Here is a 16,071-nt window from a genome sequence, read left to right on the forward strand (position 1 = left end):
ACGAATTTCTTGCAGTTTCAACCGTCTAAATGCCTACTCGCCACAGCAACAGACGATAGGATCGATCATTAATAATGATAAAGTTCTAGATCGAGCTGATTCTCCGTCTGCGGTTTACTACGAAGAGGTCTATAGATTCATGGCTGCTGTTACTCAGGTTCCGGCTTTTTGTGAAGGAATTCAATACTTGTTCAATCGCGGCGTACTTGCGCTTGGCTTGATCTACTTTCTGCGCATGTTCTGGGCTTTTGCGGGCCAGTTCGGCTAGCCAACGGTTGCCCCAGCGCACATGGCCTGCTTCTTCCGGCAAAATGCGTTCAATGGTTTCGCGAATTTTGATATTTTCTTCGGTTTGGGGCGCTTGCTTGAGGGCATAAATATGCGCCGAGAAGTATTCACAGCCACGTTTTTCGGTCACATTGATTGCCGCTAACGTCGAAATCAGGAAATCATCCAGGCTTTCGTCCGGATTGGCATATTCTCGATCCAGCAGGCGTTCAAACTCATCGATGTAGGAAGAACCCATCGGCGTTCCCACGTTGGCTCCCAACTCTACTAACAAATCCGTTAACCACATGGCATGGCGAGCCTCGTCGGAAATATGGCGAGACAGGTCTCTGACTAGCTCTGGAGATTTGCCATTCAACTGTTCAATTAGTTCGGTCAGGTCTTTACAGCTCCGCTGCTCACTATAGCGATAGCGGTTGAGCGTCATCAAATGAATCTCACGGTCGCGTACCACTTGCTTTAGCACATCACGAGCGCTTAAGGTGCCAAAGGAGCTTTCTAGTTTACGAGGATATACAACGGTCATAGGTTCTGCTCAATCAAAACGTTTGGGTCAGGGAAAACGAGCTTTCTCTAGCGATAGACAGGATCACTGTAGGAAGAATCAGAATCTGTTAATTAGTGTAACGAAGAACGATAGACTTGTCTGACCGGCGACAGGGAATACTGACAGCGCCGATTTGGATTGATAGACAAGTTGATAAACAAAGTTGATAAACAAAGTTGATAGACAAAACCCTAACCTAACGAGATGCGCTTGACTGAAGGAGGGAGTTGGCAATCGAAATGACCCGCCCAAGAGGCGTTCACCCATCCAGTAAATTAAAAGGAAACATGTCAAGAAACTTACCGATCAAAGACCTGATTTTTGCTGCATTGCTCATCTTTGTGCCGATTTCGCTACTGGCAGAATGGCTGCACTGGGGCGCATTGACCGTCTTCATTACGGCCTGCTTGGCTGTGTTGCCCCCGTACCCCCGAAACCCTCACCTCTGCTGAATTTATAGAAGTCAGCCGTCACTGTTTGGAAATCTTTCGTCAGGAGATGCGGAAATGACTACTAGCGTTCGTTTCTCAAAAAATCAGGTTCAGTTTTCGCTGGCCCGCACAATTGATCGGTTTTTGCCGTTAATTGGTGTATTGGTGCTGTTTGGCGTTTGGTGGTTGATTGCGGTCTCTGGCTTTGTCAATCCGGTGCTATTGCCGACGCCGATCGCCACCCTGGGGACTCTGATCAGCGGTATGGCAACCGGGGCGATGTTGCCCGATTTCTTTGCCACCGTGCTGCGAACCTTTAGTGCATTCCTGATGGCAGCTGCGGTTGGAGTGCCGATCGGAGTAGCGCTGGGCAGTTCCGAAAAGATTTATCGTAGCGTAGAATTTTTGATTGACTTTTTCCGTTCCACTCCTGCGAGTGCCTTGATTCCCCTGTTTATTCTCTTCTTTGGTGTGAGCGATTTCTCCAAAGTCGTCATTGCTGCCTTCAGTGCATTTTTGCTGATTGTATTCAACAGTGCCTACGGAGTCATTAATGCCAAACAATTGCGAATCCTGGCCGCCAAGGTAATGGGAGCCAACCGTTGGCGAGTTTTCAAGGATGTTCTGCTGCTAGAAAGTTTGCCTCAAACTTTTATTGGTTTGCGCAGCGGCATCAGTATTTCCCTCGTGATTGTGATTGTGGCGGAGATGTTCATCGGCACTGAACAGGGCTTAGGCAAACGCATTATTGATGCCCAACAGATTCTCAACGTCAAAGATATGTATGCCTCGATTTTAGTCACTGGAATTTTGGGCTATTTTCTCAACATGTTGTTTCTGGTGATCGAGAAGCGATTCATTCATTGGAGTGGAAAGTAGGGGTAAAGCATTTGTCAGATAGTTTAGAGTGCAAGCATAAAGTCTCATGCGTAAATGCTCTACCCTTGGATTGTGATATCCATCCTAATATTTATTCCAGTGGCAATCGCACCGTCACCGTAGTTCCCTGATTCTCTTGGCTTTCGATGGTCCATTCACCCCGATGTAGCTATCACACGTTCATCCCATCCTGCAGGATAATATGACCCTAAACAGTATTGTTGCCCTTTTCGGTGCCATGATCGTGCTGGCTGCCGTTCCCAGTGTGAGTGTGTTGGCGGTCTCTACTCGGTCGGCAACCGCTGGATTAATTCACGGTGTGTTTACCACGCTCGGCATCGTCATGGGCGACATTATTTTCATTTTGATTGCGATTTGGGGATTGGCGTTTTTAGCTGAGACGATGGGCAGCCTATTTGTGCTGGTTCAATTCCTGGGCGGAGCCTATTTGATCTGGTTAGGCGTCCGGCTATGGCGGTCAACATCAAAACCGATGCAGACAGAAGTGAAAACCACTTCGCTGCTGTCTAGTTTTCTGACCGGATTGCTGATTACCTTAGGCGATCAAAAAGCCACCTTGTTCTATCTCGGCTTTTTCCCAGCCTTTCTGGATATTTCTAACATATCATACTGGGACACTGGCATAATTATGGCAATCACGATTGTGGCTGTAGGTGGTGTGAAGCTAGTCTATGCCTTGCTGGCTGATCGAGCCAGATTGCTAATTCGTTCCAACATGACAAACCGAATGAACACCGTTGCTGGCTGCGTCATGATCGCGGTTGGTGTATTTTTGATCAGCAAAGCGTTTCTATCCTGATTCAAAAAGTTTTTCAGGGGGTTGATCAATCCAGTCAAGGAAATAATTAAAAAACCAATGGAGCTGACGGGAGTCGAACCCGTGTCCGTCCTAGTTATTAGTATCTCGCTCGTTCACAGGTTTAGCTTCTCTAATCCTCGAAGCGGGAACCGTTCCTTATCCCGAACGGTGGGATGCTCTGGTAAAGTCTTAGCCAGTGATTGACCAGAGGCAATCAACTGGAGCATCCGTTGGGGTTAAGTCCGTAGCCCTTAACGGAGTCGAACTACAGACGCTCGAACCTATGAGAGGTTGTTAGGCAACAGCAGCTGCCTTACGAGCAAAAGGTACGATGTTGTTCGCATGTACTCATTTTGAGCCGTTGATTTGCGAGAGGCGACTCACTCTCGACCTGTATCACAAGATAGCGTTCGTGGTTTGTTTTTCTTCGCCGAGCCAGGAAGGAACGGTGGCTTCTGAACGCTGTCGGGCTGCTTTTACTTGCGCATAGCGATGCTGAAGAGCCAAATTGTCTGCGTCAACTGTGAGGGCAAACTGCAGGTTCTTGAAGGTGTATTCGTGGGCGCACCAGACGCGAGTTTGATCTGGTAAAGCGCGTAGTTTACTAAGGGAGCTAACCATCTGGGTAGGAGTGCCTTCGAACAATCTGCCGCAGCCACCGGCGAATAAGGTATCGCCACAGAACAAGTCTCCTACCTGCTCTGCACCCAGAGGCGGGAAATAATAGGCAATATGAGCGCGGGTATGCCCCGGCACAAACAGCACCTCAGCCACTCGCTCCCCAAACCAGACTGAATCGCCTACCTGCAAAAAGACCTGCTGACCAGGAATGCGACCTCGATCCTCTGCTCCTCCGTAGACGACCGCATTGGGAAAATGACGCAATAGTTTTGGGTTCCCACCGACATGATCGGCATGATGATGCGTATTGAAAATTGCCACCAGCTCAGTCTGTAGTTCCTCTAGCTGACGCAGGACCGGCTCAGCGTCTGCCGGATCCACAACGGCAGCATGACCGTCACCATCATCAAGCAGAAAAATATAGTTATCAGCCAAAGCGGGAAGGCGATGAATCCGCATCGAGCAGCCTCCGAATTGAAGCAGTTGATCCAAGATATACCCAAACCTACTGAACCTGATCAAGCTAAGCCGCTGTCAAAAGACGGAATGTACAGAAATAGTCTCCGTAGATTTCCCATAGTCACCTTCTCTAGTATCGAATATGTCCTAGCAGTTTCTTTTCATCATTCCTTCATACAGGTATTAACCGTTCTTTGCCCAAGGCCGTTGTAGCGAATCGGACAATAGAAGCAGCACAAACTGCAATGCAGAGATGCGGTGCAATTGGGAACACTGAATAGGAGGGGGTGTCTTATGGTATGGATTACAGAGAGCCGTCCCAGTGCGGCAATTCGGTCACTGGTTGAGCAAATTATTGCAGCAGGACAGCTCAGCCGACAGGAGCATCTACGCCGTCATCCATTTGGTGGGGCCATCCTCGAACTCGTCTCGGCAACCTCCCATGATCTCGTCCATCCGCTGCTGGAACCAGCGGGCGAGCTCCTGAGGAACCTCACCCCACGGCTCGCCCGCGTCCTCCGCGAAGCTGACGTGGAAGATAGCGTTGTTGTGGAGCGCGAAGACACGAACGCACCAGCCGTGTCTGAGCCATAGCCAGTGCAGTTGCATCGTCACCCTCGGGTCGATGTTCTCCGACGAGGCGAAGACGATCCGAAGATCGCCATCCCCGCCGTCCGCGATCAGCACCGGGTCCGTGTCACCCCACTTGCCGCGCATTGCTCTCGCGATCGATTGCAGCACCTCGCGATTCTCCGGGTTGTCGGGGTGGACAAGCAACGCCACCTGTGGGAAGAACTTGCTCTGGGTGTCATGGTGCTCCAAGACGATGCCGTTTTCATGATCCATGTTGTAATCCGATCCCCCGGCGTAGCCGGGAACTGCGCAGCCACCGCGCACGCGGCGACTCGCCGCGTTTGTTGCGTGTTTGCACGGCCTGCGATGTTCCGCCCCCGCCGCACCGCCCGGTGCAGTCGCGTGGGCGACACAGAGCATGCGTCGAAGCCGTGCGATTTGTTCGCGGTACCGGCGGCGCAGCAACGTCCGCGTTAGGCGAGGAAGACAGTTATCACCTAACAAGATTTCTTCGGGCGGCTCGTCCGGGAACGTGTCGGCCGCGGGCTATCGGGCGACGCTGTCAAACCGGAACTTGCTCGCCTCCAGGTACGTCTGGTCGAGCTCGAACGCGAGCCACCGGCGCTCCAGCGCCTCGGCGACCATGCCGGTCGTATTCGACCCGGCGAACGGATCCACGACCACGTCGTCGTAGTCGGTCAGCAGCTTGATGAAGAACTCGGGCAGGACGGCCGGGAACCGGGCGGGGTGGATCTTGATGCCCGCCTCCTTGCACCGCAGCGTGTATGGGTCGTTCGCGGCGTTGTTGCCGAACTTGAGCAGGTCGCTGGGCGTGTCGTCGTCGATGACGTTCGGCGGGATGCTCCCGCCCTGATCGGCGTCTGGTGCAGTTCTCTGGGCTGACTTTTTGGGCTGACTTTTTGGGCTGACTTTTGGTCGAAAGACTTTTGGTTGAAAGACTTTTAACCGAAAGGATTTTAGCCGAAAGGATTTGCTAAGAAGCAATCTAATATATTTGTACTATTCTACAAAATTGGGTGGGAGAATGGCAAACTAACGCAATCTAGCTTAGTGTATTCCCTTGGTCACAAGTTTGGCTTGATTGCCAGCCCAATCCCTAGCCTTTATCACCAGCCCCGTCAAGGCGCTGCCAACCGCTATGTTAAGGAAAATACTCCGACATTCCGCTGGATTTGAGCTAATTTGCGTTATGGCAAAACTGGGCTTGGGCATGTTATGGCTAGCGACTACCTGAATTACCTTGTCGGAGGCGAACCATGTCCCAGCCAATTCTGTCTGATCCCTCCAATCAAAAACATGATAGAAAGGTTCCTCTCCGCTTGATTTTGGTTCTGCCTTTTGTGTTGCAAATCTTTGCAGCAGTGGGACTGGTCGGATATCTCTCCTTTAGAAATGGCCAAAGGGCTGTGAAGGATCTTGCCGCAGAGTTGCATCGAGAAATTGCCTCCCGCACCCAGCAACACCTGGAAACTTATCTGGCCACCCCCCATCTAGTGAATCAGATCAGTGTCGATGCAGTTCGCGAGGGGCGATTAGATACAGAAAATCCAGCAAGCGAGCGCTATCTCTGGCAACAGAAGCAGTATTTTAATTCAGTCAGCTGGATCATGGTTGGCGATCAGCAGGATGGCTCTTTCCTGGGAATCGGGCTGCGCGGCGAGAATACGGCTCCTCAGTATATTTCTGTTAATCAATCTACAAATTTCTTCAATCACTACTACAACATTGATTCGCAGGGGAATCGCATCGGACCACCCGAAATCGGTAAGAAATATGATGCGCGGCTCCGCCCCTGGTATAAAGCGGCAGTTGCCGCCAAGCAGCCGGTTTGGGGAGAGATTATTCCTGATTTTGGTTCCCCGGTTCTGGTGATTACGGCCAGCCAACCGGTTTATAACCAAGCAAATCAGCTTCTAGGCGTACCCAATAATACAGTCAACCTTAACACTCTCCCCTCAACATTCCTCCATTAGCAGGATGACACCCTGAATTTGCTGCTGCTCACCGATTAGAGGCGTACAGGTAACACGACATTGAATATTACGGCCCCGGCGGTTGATTGCACTCAGCACAACTTCAGATACACTGTCTACAGGACCGGATAAACAGTCGCGGATGGGCTGACGCAGTTGCTCGACGGGTAAGCCAATATCTAAATTGAGGAAGTTTTGCTCCACCGCTTCTTCTGGACGCAGTCCCCACATGTCTTCTGCTTTGTAGTTCCAGATCTGGACATGCAGGTTGCGGTTGACTACAATCACTCCACCCTTGAGGCTAGTCAGAATTGCTTCTAGAAATGCATTGCTGCGGTTTAACTCTTCGCTGCGGCGCTGGAGTTCATCGTTTACGGTTTGCAGTTCCTCGTTGGTAGACTGTAATTCTTCATTCATCGTCTCCAACTCTTCATTGGTAGATTGCAACTCTTCGTTGGTCGTTTCTAACTCTTCATTGCTGGATTGTAGTTCCTCGTTGGTCGTTTCCAGTTCTTCATTCGTAGACTGGAGTTCCTCATAGGCCATCTCTAACTCTTGGTTCGAGTGTTCTAATTCTTCTTGCAGACGTTTGTAGCGCGTTACGTCAATAAAATTAACGCTCACGCCCAAGCTAGTACTGATCGGATCGAACAGCGGCACTACCTGTATGTCAAAATAAATGATTTCCCCCTGGGGCGATTGCCATTCGACATCTCGTAGATTGATTGTGATGCGCTCGTTGTAGGCTCGTTCAATACAAGAGCGTAACTCCACCGGACGGTAAGAAATTTCTAGGTCCTGCAAGGGGCGGCCCAAATCCTGAACGGTTAAACCAAACAGGGAACGCGCTCGATCGTTGAGCAGTGACAGCGATCCATTAGCATCAATCACAACGCGGGCAGACGGACCACTTTCAAAAGCGGCTTCTCGCAAACGCACATGGTTAGACAAAGAATTGATCTCCTCGTCGCTGTTGGTTTGCGCCATCAACAGCAACCGATCGCGGAGGATCGCTACACCACGATTCCTAACCATCCGGGTGATATGCCAGAAGGATCACTCAGGACATTCTCAAACAAGCAGGTGTAGCCCCGGAAGAATTCCTCCAGGCTTAAGCATAAAGATTAACCTCCCTCATCCCAGCGGCGGAAGAGACGCCAAAAGAAGTTGCGGGGACTTTCTGAGGGACGATCGCTAGCTAAATCAGCAGCGTCGGTAGATGAATCAAAAGACCGGAAAGAAGTTAGCTTCAGACCTAGTTCCTTTGTATCTGACTGAGCCTCAGCGACCCCGTATGTCAGACCATACGTGAACAGCGACAGCATAAAAATTAGATTCTACTTAACTCAACGATTGACTACACAAAAGCACAGCGTTGACTAGTCACATTCATTTAACTCAAAGCTTTGGCCAAAATTTTTGAATTAAACACATCCGTGCTACTACTAGTTTACCGAGAATTGGGCAAATCTGTCGATGGTGCGGTTAAAGCAAACTAAATGTGAGCTGCTATGCCCCTTGTACTTGGGCCGCCATCCACTCTAGATAGGGCTGTGAGCTGGCAACAAGAGGAGTAGCAATGATTTCGGGCGTTTCGTAGGAGTGAATGGCGCGAATTTTGGCTTCTAGATCAGCAAAGCGATTCAAATCGGTTTTGATCAGGAGCTGCCATTCTTGCTCACGGCACACTTCTCCTTTCCAGGTGTATACCGAACGAATCGGCATGATGCTGACACAAGCGGCTAGTTTTGCCTCTACTAGGGCATCAGCCAAGGTTTCGGCTTCGGCTTGGGAAGCGGCGGTGACGAAAACAATGCCAAATTGTGCTTTCTGTTCCATCAGACCTAATCTCATCGATGCGGCACTACTTCTACTCTAAGCCAGATAGATCGTTGCCGATCTGAATCGTACAATCCAAAATGAACTGGTCGGAATCGAAGCGGAACCTATGCGAAAACTGTTGTTTGGTGGATTGTGGTTAGGATTGATTGTCTATGCCTCTCTTCTGGCTCCGCCGAATCAGCCCGACACATTTGATTTGATTCAACGACTGGCGACCGGGCAATGGCCTGTTCTTCAAGAACGTAGCTTTGATACTGCGCAAGAGCGCTTTCTGAATGCGGTCTTCCGCTGGATCGGTAGACCTCGATCAGCCGCTTGACATCGAAATGAACACGCCGGAATTCCAGCGAAAGCAGCCCCTGATTGACGCTCAGGAGGGCATATTCTGCCCAGGGATCAGGGCGGAACTGATCTTCGGGGTGATCATGACGATAAGCGAAGCCTATGCTGCCCGGATTGAAATGAAAGGTGCGCCCCAGATGACGCACAAACTGCATGTGAGTGTGCCCGCCTGTATAGATGGTGTGCTGCTCCGGATTGAGATACTGTCTGACCTCATCTTCCGGCGTCTGCGGCAGAATAACATGATCAAAAGACTGCGGTGAGCCGTGATAACACAGCAGGGAAAATTTTTCATCAAGCGCCAGGCGAAAAGTTGGCTGGAAGGAGCCGATGAAAGCGAGATCGTCTGCGGAAAGCCTGGAAAGCTGCCAGTTGCGCACATCTTCCATCTGGGCGCGCCGAGCCTCCGAGACAGGCTCTGCCTCGCTGTCCACCCCCTTCAGCAGCCAGTCGTCAGCATTTCCCATGATCACAGGGCAGCCGAGTTCGCGCAGCTTTGCAGCCACTTCAGCGGGTTGAGGACCTCCCTGGATGGCATCCCCTAAACAGACGATCTGATCGACCTGCTGGTGTTTCAGATCGTCCAATACAGCTTCCAGCGCAACATAGTTGCCATGAATATCAGACAGGACAGCAATCCGCATAAGATTCTCTCTCTCGGTTGAAAGGAAGGACACGCTTAACGGCACAACACATCAGCATTACGCGGGTCACTCTCATTCGGACCCGGCATCGGAGGAACGGTCGATTTCGTCAAAATAAGCCCAGCTCTGAAGATCGGGCGGCTCGATGCCCAGCGCAGTGATCATAGCCTTGATCTGTTCCCGATGTTCACCGGCATGATTGATCACCTGCGTCACGATGACGGTTTTCGCTGCAATGCGCGGCTGTCCTTCCCAATCCAGTATCACCGTGTCTTCGGGCTGCACCTTCGATACCCAATCTGTTTAGCGGCGTGGTCGCTGGAATTGCCCATTACGGCAACTGTGTGGGTGTGCCGACTGTGGGCGGCGAAGTATATTTTGACCCAGCCTATAGTGGGAATCCGTTAGTGAACGCAATGGCGATTGGTTTAATGGAAACCCCAGAGATTGTTAAATCGGGTGCAACCGGAATTGGCAATCCGGTGCTGTACGTGGGTTCTACCACGGGACGAGACGGCATGGGCGGAGCCAGTTTTGCCAGCGCCGAGTTAAGCGACGAATCAATCGATGATCGTCCGGCAGTGCAGGTAGGCGATCCGTTCCTGGAGAAATCGCTGATTGAAGCCTGTTTGGAAGCGTTCAAAACCGGAGCCGTAGTAGCAGCACAAGACATGGGCGCAGCGGGCATTACCTGTTCTACGGCAGAAATGGCGGCCAAGGGTGGCGTGGGCATCGAGCTAGATCTAGACAAAATTCCGGTGCGGGAAATGGGCATGGTGCCCTACGAATACCTGCTGTCGGAATCGCAAGAGCGGATGCTGTTTGTCGCCCACCAAGGCCGTGAACAAGAGCTGATCGAGATTTTTCAACGCTGGGGACTGCATGCGGTAGTAGCTGGAACGGTGATTGCCGAACCGATTGTCCGCATTCTGTTCAAAGGTGAAACAGCGGCAGAAATTCCAGCAACTGCCCTAGCTGACAATACACCAATCTATCACCGCGAACTGCTAGCAGAACCACCGGAATATGCTCAAAAAGCATGGCAATGGCAGGCCACACAACTACCAGAATGTATGACTTCAGGCATCGAAATCAATCATAAATTTTACACCTGGAATGATGTTCTGCTGACATTATTAGATACACCTACAATCGCCTCTAAACGCTGGGTTTATCGCCAATACGACCATCAGGTCCAGAACAACACAGTCCTCGTTCCCGGTGGAGCTGACGCTGCCGTTGTGCGCTTACGTCCCCAAGAAGTTGCTAAAACTCAAAACTTAGAACTTAAACAAAACTCTAAACAAAACTCTAAACAAAACTCTATAGTCACCGGCGTCGCCGCCACCGTAGACTGCATACTTTTAACGGTATTTTCGGCAGCTTTTTCAATAACGTTTGAGCATCGCTTGAGCATCGCAGTTTGCTTTTCCTGTTAACTTGCCATTTCAGCCGTGGGCATACTCAAGAGCAATACGCATTCCTCTAGTCTGCTCCTTTTCAACTAAACTTCCTCGTTGGTTTGTCTAGACTATGTTTGCCTAGACGAGTTGAGTTTTCTTACAATAAGTTCCTACAATGAAATGACAGAGCTTGAAAACCAGGCTGATTGAGCTAGAGTAATCGGGCTTTGTCTGCATTCTATTCGTTGGCCCTATAGTGGCTGATTAAAACTTTGCTTTTCGATTAACGTCTAATTTTTAGATCCTGCATCTGTTTGCTCAAAGTTGTAAGCCAATGCCTTTACCTAATTACCAAACCAGCCAATTGTCTCGATTACCCGACACTATGCCAGATTGGAAGATTAAATTGCTTTACGATGGGCAATGCCCACTTTGCCTACGGGAAGTAAATTTTTTGAGGAAACGAGATGCAGGCCGAGGGTTGGTAGCGTTTGTTGATATTGCAGATGATAATTACGATCCAACCGCTCATGGCGACGTCAGCTTTGAAGCTGCAATGGGACGAATCCATGCAATTTTGCCTGACGGAACAGTTGTCAAAAATGTTGAAGTATTTCGCCAAGTCTACGAGGTGTTGGGCATGGGATGGATCTATGCAGCGACTAAACTACCTCTGATTGGTGGGATTGCTGATGCACTATACGGCATCTGGGCAAAATGGCGCTTGGCCCTCACCGGACGCCCAGACCTGGAAACTCTGGTTGCTCAACGACAGCAGCGTCTACGAACCTGCTCACAAGATCGCTGCCACTTACCTGAAGTAGATGCAAGCAGCAACTAGTAGCATGCAGTTGAGAAGATACATTTTTGAAAAACCCACCGTAAACGGTAAACAAATAGAAAGCTGAGAGAATAACGGCTTTTACACCTCCCTCAGCTCGCCCAATTTTTCGTTGATTTATTTCAAACCCAGCAGTGCTCCTATGGCAGCTCTAGGCTACAGCTTGAGGCTGGGGTTGGTAGGCATTCGCTTGCAGGCTGTAGATGGCAAGCCGGCGATTCTTTTTCAGCAGCCATACTTCGGGTACCCCATAGGCAGCGTAATCGTTGGCATCGCTGTAGGTGGTCACATCGATTTCAATAACTAAATCGGGTGCCGGATCAGTGCCCCACTGCAAACGGTCACGGCCCACGGCAGCTTGCCAGTTGTCGATATAGAAACAGTAATCCGGCTCGATGCCGCCTTCCTCTGGCAGTTCCATTGTGATCGGGGTGAAGGCTTCGTAGTTGCGGTTTTGCTGATCCAGGATTGCTATGACAACCTGAGCTACTAAATGGGCTTCTCGGCCATGTTTGGGCAGTGGGGACATTAGCAGAATTTCTCCATTGCGGTACTTAATGCGCGGAATCGAGCCATCGCCTCGGCTGTCGCATAAGGCACGATAGTCCTGCCAAGTTCCGGGCATGCGGACAACGGTTCCGGGTGGAAGCTGGATGCGTTCGCGGGAGATCAGGGCGTACATAGTGTAATGGAGGGAGAAGAAGAGGAAGAAAGTTTAGGATGCCTAAGATTTGGGTTTGTGGGTCGAGTTGATATGCAGTTCCTTGAGCTGTTTGGTATCTACCGGCGAAGGTGCATTCGTGAGCAGACAGCGGGCCTGCTGGGTTTTTGGGAAGGCAATCGTATCGCGGATTGATTCTTCACCGGCCAACAGCATTACTAGCCGGTCCAAGCCATAGGCAATGCCGCCGTGAGGAGGGGTGCCATACTCAAACGCTTCCAGCAAAAAGCCAAATTTGTCGTAGGCTTCCGCACTCGATAGACCGATGGTTTCAAACACCTGCTGCTGCACATCGGGCTGGTAAATCCGCCGACTGCCGCCACCCACTTCAAACCCGTTGAACACGAGGTCATAGGCTTGGGCACGGGCCGTTTTTAGGTCCTGCTGGTCCTCTGGCATCGGGGCGGTGAAGGGATGGTGCAGCGCTTCCAGCCGCTTTTCATCCGGGTTCCACTCGAACATGGGAAACTCGACGATCCAGAGTAAGTTGATTTTGCTGGGATCGATCAGGTTAATCCAGCCATTTTTCAGAAAGCGATCGCCGGAAACGCGATTTACGACAAATCGATCGAAGCGGGCATCCGCGCCAATCTGTCGGTACAGGAAATCTACGAATCGCTCGTGTTTGACGACATCCGTAACGCCTGCGATATCCTGATGCCGGTGTATCAGCAAACCGACGGTCTGGACGGCTATGTCAGTATCGAAGTGCCGCCTTCGATTGCCCATGACACCGAAAAGACGATCGAGGAAGCCAAACGCTACTACGCTCAGATTGGTCGTCCCAACGTCATGATCAAGATTCCGGGCACCTCGGCAGGACTACCGGCGGTCGAAGCCGTGATCGCGGCGGGGATTAACGTCAATGTAACGCTGCTGTTTTCGGTAGACAGCTACGTCAATTGCGCTGAGTCCTACATTCGCGGTCTCGAAGCACGGGTTGCCAAGGGTGAAGACATCAGCAAAATTGCCTCGGTTGCCAGCTTCTTCCTCAGCCGCATCGACAGCAACATCGACGAGCGCATCGTTCAGAAACTCAAGGGCATGGATCAAATCACCGCTCGCGAAAAGCTGCTAGCCATTAAAGGTAAGATTGCGATTGCCAACGCCAAACTGGCCTATCAGGAATACAAGAAAATCATCGCTACCGATCGCTGGAAAGCTCTAGCTGCAAAAGGGGCAAACGTGCAGCGGCTCCTCTGGGCCAGCACCAGCACCAAGAACCCCGACTACAGCGATGTGATGTATGTGGATGAGCTGATCGGTCCCGATACGGTCAACACCCTGCCGCCGAACACAGTCGATGCCTGTAGCGATCACTGCAATGTGGACAGCCGGATTGAGTCCAACATCGATGAAGCCTATCACCTGATTGAAAGCCTAAAAGATCCCGATGTTGACATTGACCTCGATCAAGTCATGGATGAACTTCTAACCGACGGTATCGAGAAATTTGTCCAACCCTTTGAGGCGCTGATGCAGTCTCTGCAAGAAAAAGTTGATCGACTCTCGCCCGTTGCTTAAGGAAGTTTTAAGTTTTGAGTGTGAGTTTTGAGTTGGTTATGACCGACGACTACCAGGTGGGACGAGTTGTTGCAGCACTAGAAGACCTGGAAATTCTAGAGGATACATTGATCTATGTGATTATTGGCGACAACGGCGCATCTGCCGAGGGCACGATCCACGGCGCTTTCAACGAAATGGCCAACTTCAACGGCATGGCGGCGCTGGAAACTCCAGAATTTATGCAGTCAAAGCTGGAGGAATTTGGTTCTCCCGAATCGTATGGTCACTATGCGGTAGGCTGGGCCTGGGCGATGGACACGCCCTATCAGTGGACGAAACAGGTGGCTTCCCACTGGGGTGGAACTCGCAATGGCACGATCGTCCGTTATCCCAAAGCGATTCAGGAGAAGGGCGGGCTGCGCCATCAGTTTAGCCATGTGATCGATGTCGCTCCAACGGTGTTGGAAGTGGCCGGGATTCCTGAACCCACCATGGTCAACGGCGTGTTGCAAAGCCCCTATGAGGGCATGAGCATGGTGTATAGCTTCAATGATGCCAACGCCCCGGAACAGCATGATGTGCAGTACTTCGAGATGTTCGGCAATCGAGGCATTTACTACAAAGGCTGGAGCGCTATCACCAAGCACCGTACTCCTTGGGTCATGGTGGGACAAAAGATGGTGCCCTTTGATGAAGATGTCTGGGAACTGTACGACGGCAGCAAAGACTGGTCGCAGGCCCATGATCTCGCTGAACAGATGCCGGAAAAACTGCATGAGTTGCAGCGCCAATTTCTGATTGAGGCCGTCAAGTACAACGTGTTGCCCCTGGACGATCGCCAAACCGAACGCATCGATCCGGCAACGGCTGGACGACCTTCCCTGGTGAAAGGAGACTCGCAAATTTTCTTTGCTGGAAGGGGTCGCCTATCGGAAAACAGCGTCATCAATATCAAAAACAAGTCCTTCTCTATCACCGCTGAGATCGAGGTGAAAGACCAGCCTGCTAATGGAGTGATCATCGCTCAGGGGGGTAAGTTCGGCGGCTGGAGCGTCTATGCCAAAGATGGCAAGCTCAAGTTTACCTACAACGTGCTGGGCATCAAGGAGTTTCCGACTGAAGCCGGCTCGAAAACCGGTGCTTCGCTGGAAGCCGGAAACAGAAGCATCGGCAAGCTCGGCTCGATACTACCTGAAATTTATATATTCGGTCAGAGCCCTGATGTTTCCGACCGTTTTTGTTCATTTCAGACAACAAACAGCGTGGAGCTGCCATATCATTTCCGCATTAATGGCTGCTGTAAATGTGTTATACTCGGTGAATAATTTTTTGGAGGATATTATGACACTTCGATTGGGCGATGAAGCGCCGAATTTCACGGCGACAACTACCGAAGGCGAGATCAATTTCCACGAATGGCTCGGCGATAGCTGGGGAGTTCTGTTCTCGCATCCCAAAGATTTTACACCCGTTTGCACGACCGAGTTGGGCTATATGGCGAGTCTCAAAGACGAATTTGAGAAACGGAATGTAAAGGTGATCGGGCTAAGTGTCGATCCAGTTGAGAATCATTCGCGTTGGTCAGTGGATATCGCTGATGCTACAGGACATTCTCCAAATTATCCTATGATCGGTGATACGGACCTGTCGATCTCAAAACTTTACGGCATGCTTCCTGCCGGAGCCGGTGAGAGTTCGGAAGGGCGTACGGCAATGGACAATATGACCGTCCGAAACGTGTTCGTGGTCGGTCCTGACAAAAAGATCAAGTTGATCATCGTCTATCCGATGAGCACGGGACGAAACTTCGATGAAGTGCTTCGCGTGATCGATTCGTTGCAGCTTACTGCAAAATATAGTGTTGCAACACCGGTCAATTGGAAAGACGGAGATGACTGCATAATTATACCTGCTGTAAGCGATGAAGAGGCAAAGGATAAATTCCCGGCCGGTTGGAATGCCGTTAAACCGTATCTTCGGATAACGCCGCAGCCAAATAAAGTAAAAGGCGAAGGCCAGACCGCATAGTGAGACTTCAGGCACAGGTAGGCGAGAACACGAGCACTGTCGATATCAAACGCGATGGTGATCGTGTTTTTGCGCTCGTTGACGATCGCGAATATGAACTTGATGCGTTGGAGCCCGAGCCAAATGTTTATT

18 protein-coding genes and 1 other RNA gene are annotated in these 16,071 nt (G+C 50.7%); 8 read left to right on the top strand and 11 right to left on the bottom strand.

The window, feature by feature from the left end:
• Positions 1–85: 85 nt before the first annotated feature.
• Positions 86–814: a ferritin-like domain-containing protein gene (locus JVX88_RS36830; RefSeq protein WP_211624145.1), complete on the bottom strand. Its 729-nt coding sequence runs from the start codon at positions 812–814 to the stop codon at positions 86–88.
• A gap of 527 nt (positions 815–1,341) precedes the next feature.
• Here JVX88_RS36830 and JVX88_RS36835 point away from each other — a divergent pair.
• Together JVX88_RS36835 and JVX88_RS36840 are read left to right on the top strand one after the other, a co-directional pair.
• A complete protein-coding gene (locus JVX88_RS36835) occupies positions 1,342–2,145 on the top strand; it encodes an ABC transporter permease (RefSeq protein ID WP_211624147.1) in 804 nt (267 codons plus the stop codon).
• 202 nt (positions 2,146–2,347) lie between these two features.
• Entirely contained in the window at positions 2,348–2,965 is a 618-nt protein-coding gene (locus JVX88_RS36840; protein WP_211624150.1) for a LysE family translocator, read from the top strand.
• 65 nt (positions 2,966–3,030) lie between these two features.
• On the opposite strand, the gene ssrA is transcribed toward JVX88_RS36840, so the two are convergent.
• The 4 genes from ssrA to JVX88_RS36860 all read right to left on the bottom strand — a co-directional run bounded on the left by ssrA (position 3,031) and on the right by JVX88_RS36860 (position 5,623).
• Positions 3,031–3,382: a transfer-messenger RNA gene (ssrA, locus tag JVX88_RS36845) on the bottom strand.
• A complete protein-coding gene (gene gloB / locus JVX88_RS36850) occupies positions 3,362–4,045 on the bottom strand; it encodes a hydroxyacylglutathione hydrolase (protein WP_211624151.1) in 684 nt (227 codons plus the stop codon). Before gloB ends, ssrA begins: the two co-directional genes overlap by 21 nt.
• 387 nt (positions 4,046–4,432) lie before the next feature.
• Positions 4,433–4,891 carry a hypothetical protein gene (locus JVX88_RS36855; protein ID WP_211624152.1) on the bottom strand — a complete coding sequence of 153 codons (459 nt, stop codon included), beginning with the start codon at positions 4,889–4,891 and terminating at the stop codon, positions 4,433–4,435.
• 273 nt (positions 4,892–5,164) lie between these two features.
• A complete protein-coding gene (locus tag JVX88_RS36860; protein ID WP_225931307.1) occupies positions 5,165–5,623 on the bottom strand; it encodes a site-specific DNA-methyltransferase in 459 nt (152 codons plus the stop codon).
• A 272-nt stretch (positions 5,624–5,895) separates the two neighbouring features.
• Between JVX88_RS36860 and JVX88_RS36865 the strand changes: the two genes are divergently transcribed.
• A complete protein-coding gene (locus JVX88_RS36865) occupies positions 5,896–6,612 on the top strand; it encodes a cache domain-containing protein (protein WP_211624153.1) in 717 nt (238 codons plus the stop codon).
• On the opposite strand, the gene JVX88_RS36870 is transcribed toward JVX88_RS36865, so the two are convergent.
• The 4 genes from JVX88_RS36870 to JVX88_RS36885 form a co-directional block, all read right to left on the bottom strand.
• Positions 6,595–7,647 carry a PAS domain S-box protein gene (locus JVX88_RS36870; RefSeq protein ID WP_211624154.1) on the bottom strand — a complete coding sequence of 351 codons (1,053 nt, stop codon included), beginning with the start codon at positions 7,645–7,647 and terminating at the stop codon, positions 6,595–6,597. The genes JVX88_RS36865 and JVX88_RS36870 overlap by 18 nt on opposite strands.
• 474 nt (positions 7,648–8,121) lie before the next feature.
• Positions 8,122–8,451, bottom strand: coding sequence for a divalent-cation tolerance protein CutA (gene cutA / locus JVX88_RS36875; protein WP_211624155.1), 330 nt, complete (start codon positions 8,449–8,451; stop codon positions 8,122–8,124).
• Positions 8,452–8,558: 107 nt separating this feature from the next.
• Positions 8,559–9,440, bottom strand: a complete 882-nt coding sequence (locus JVX88_RS43755; protein ID WP_211624156.1) for a metallophosphoesterase family protein — start codon at positions 9,438–9,440, stop codon at positions 8,559–8,561.
• Positions 9,441–9,512: 72 nt separating this feature from the next.
• Positions 9,513–9,725: a hypothetical protein gene (locus tag JVX88_RS36885; RefSeq protein WP_211624157.1), complete on the bottom strand. Its 213-nt coding sequence runs from the start codon at positions 9,723–9,725 to the stop codon at positions 9,513–9,515.
• Positions 9,726–9,739: 14 nt separating this feature from the next.
• On the opposite strand from JVX88_RS36885, the gene JVX88_RS36890 reads away from it, so the two are divergent.
• Together JVX88_RS36890 and JVX88_RS36895 are read left to right on the top strand one after the other, a co-directional pair.
• The gene (locus tag JVX88_RS36890; protein ID WP_410503822.1) at positions 9,740–10,879 is read left to right on the top strand and encodes an AIR synthase-related protein; all 1,140 of its coding nucleotides are present in this window, start codon (positions 9,740–9,742) and stop codon (positions 10,877–10,879) included.
• 349 nt (positions 10,880–11,228) lie between these two features.
• Complete coding sequence (locus tag JVX88_RS36895; protein ID WP_211624158.1) at positions 11,229–11,684, top strand: thiol-disulfide oxidoreductase DCC family protein; 456 nt, start codon at positions 11,229–11,231, stop codon at positions 11,682–11,684.
• Between the two features lie 151 nt (positions 11,685–11,835).
• Here the strand turns inward: JVX88_RS36895 and JVX88_RS36900 are convergent, their stop codons facing one another.
• Positions 11,836–12,366 (bottom strand): Uma2 family endonuclease, encoded by a 531-nt coding sequence (locus tag JVX88_RS36900; protein ID WP_211624159.1) that lies wholly within the window; start codon positions 12,364–12,366, stop codon positions 11,836–11,838.
• Between the two features lie 42 nt (positions 12,367–12,408).
• Entirely contained in the window at positions 12,409–13,080 is a 672-nt protein-coding gene (locus JVX88_RS36905; protein WP_317134596.1) for an amino acid--tRNA ligase-related protein, read from the bottom strand.
• On the opposite strand from JVX88_RS36905, the gene tal reads away from it, so the two are divergent.
• Genes tal through JVX88_RS36920 form a run of 3 tightly spaced genes read left to right on the top strand, consistent with a single transcriptional unit; the run spans position 12,973 to position 15,939 of the window.
• Positions 12,973–13,929 carry a transaldolase gene (gene tal / locus JVX88_RS36910; RefSeq protein ID WP_263975690.1) on the top strand — a complete coding sequence of 319 codons (957 nt, stop codon included), beginning with the start codon at positions 12,973–12,975 and terminating at the stop codon, positions 13,927–13,929. The two genes, JVX88_RS36905 and tal, sit on opposite strands and share 108 nt — an antisense overlap.
• A 38-nt stretch (positions 13,930–13,967) precedes the next feature.
• Positions 13,968–15,236: a sulfatase-like hydrolase/transferase gene (locus JVX88_RS36915; RefSeq protein ID WP_211624160.1), complete on the top strand. Its 1,269-nt coding sequence runs from the start codon at positions 13,968–13,970 to the stop codon at positions 15,234–15,236.
• Between the two features lie 16 nt (positions 15,237–15,252).
• Positions 15,253–15,939 carry a peroxiredoxin gene (locus tag JVX88_RS36920; protein ID WP_211624162.1) on the top strand — a complete coding sequence of 229 codons (687 nt, stop codon included), beginning with the start codon at positions 15,253–15,255 and terminating at the stop codon, positions 15,937–15,939.
• Positions 15,940–16,071: the final 132 nt, after the last annotated feature.

This window comes from Leptolyngbya sp. 7M, assembly GCF_018128485.1.

What these genes read in the sequence shown, in the direction of transcription:
- JVX88_RS36900 (WP_211624159.1), bottom strand. Translation starts at nt 12,366, where the DNA reads ATGTACGCCCTGATCTCCCGCGAACGCATCCAGCTTCCACCCGGAACC.
- JVX88_RS36855 (WP_211624152.1), bottom strand. Translation starts at nt 4,891, where the DNA reads ATGGATCATGAAAACGGCATCGTCTTGGAGCACCATGACACCCAGAGC.
- JVX88_RS36830 (WP_211624145.1), bottom strand. Translation starts at nt 814, where the DNA reads ATGACCGTTGTATATCCTCGTAAACTAGAAAGCTCCTTTGGCACCTTA.
- JVX88_RS36835 (WP_211624147.1), top strand. Translation starts at nt 1,342, where the DNA reads ATGACTACTAGCGTTCGTTTCTCAAAAAATCAGGTTCAGTTTTCGCTG.
- JVX88_RS43755 (WP_211624156.1), bottom strand. Translation starts at nt 9,440, where the DNA reads ATGCGGATTGCTGTCCTGTCTGATATTCATGGCAACTATGTTGCGCTG.
- cutA (WP_211624155.1), bottom strand. Translation starts at nt 8,451, where the DNA reads ATGGAACAGAAAGCACAATTTGGCATTGTTTTCGTCACCGCCGCTTCC.
- JVX88_RS36870 (WP_211624154.1), bottom strand. Translation starts at nt 7,647, where the DNA reads ATGGTTAGGAATCGTGGTGTAGCGATCCTCCGCGATCGGTTGCTGTTG.
- JVX88_RS36865 (WP_211624153.1), top strand. Translation starts at nt 5,896, where the DNA reads ATGTCCCAGCCAATTCTGTCTGATCCCTCCAATCAAAAACATGATAGA.
- JVX88_RS36920 (WP_211624162.1), top strand. Translation starts at nt 15,253, where the DNA reads ATGACACTTCGATTGGGCGATGAAGCGCCGAATTTCACGGCGACAACT.
- gloB (WP_211624151.1), bottom strand. Translation starts at nt 4,045, where the DNA reads ATGCGGATTCATCGCCTTCCCGCTTTGGCTGATAACTATATTTTTCTG.
- JVX88_RS36915 (WP_211624160.1), top strand. Translation starts at nt 13,968, where the DNA reads ATGACCGACGACTACCAGGTGGGACGAGTTGTTGCAGCACTAGAAGAC.
- JVX88_RS36895 (WP_211624158.1), top strand. Translation starts at nt 11,229, where the DNA reads ATGCCAGATTGGAAGATTAAATTGCTTTACGATGGGCAATGCCCACTT.
- JVX88_RS36840 (WP_211624150.1), top strand. Translation starts at nt 2,348, where the DNA reads ATGACCCTAAACAGTATTGTTGCCCTTTTCGGTGCCATGATCGTGCTG.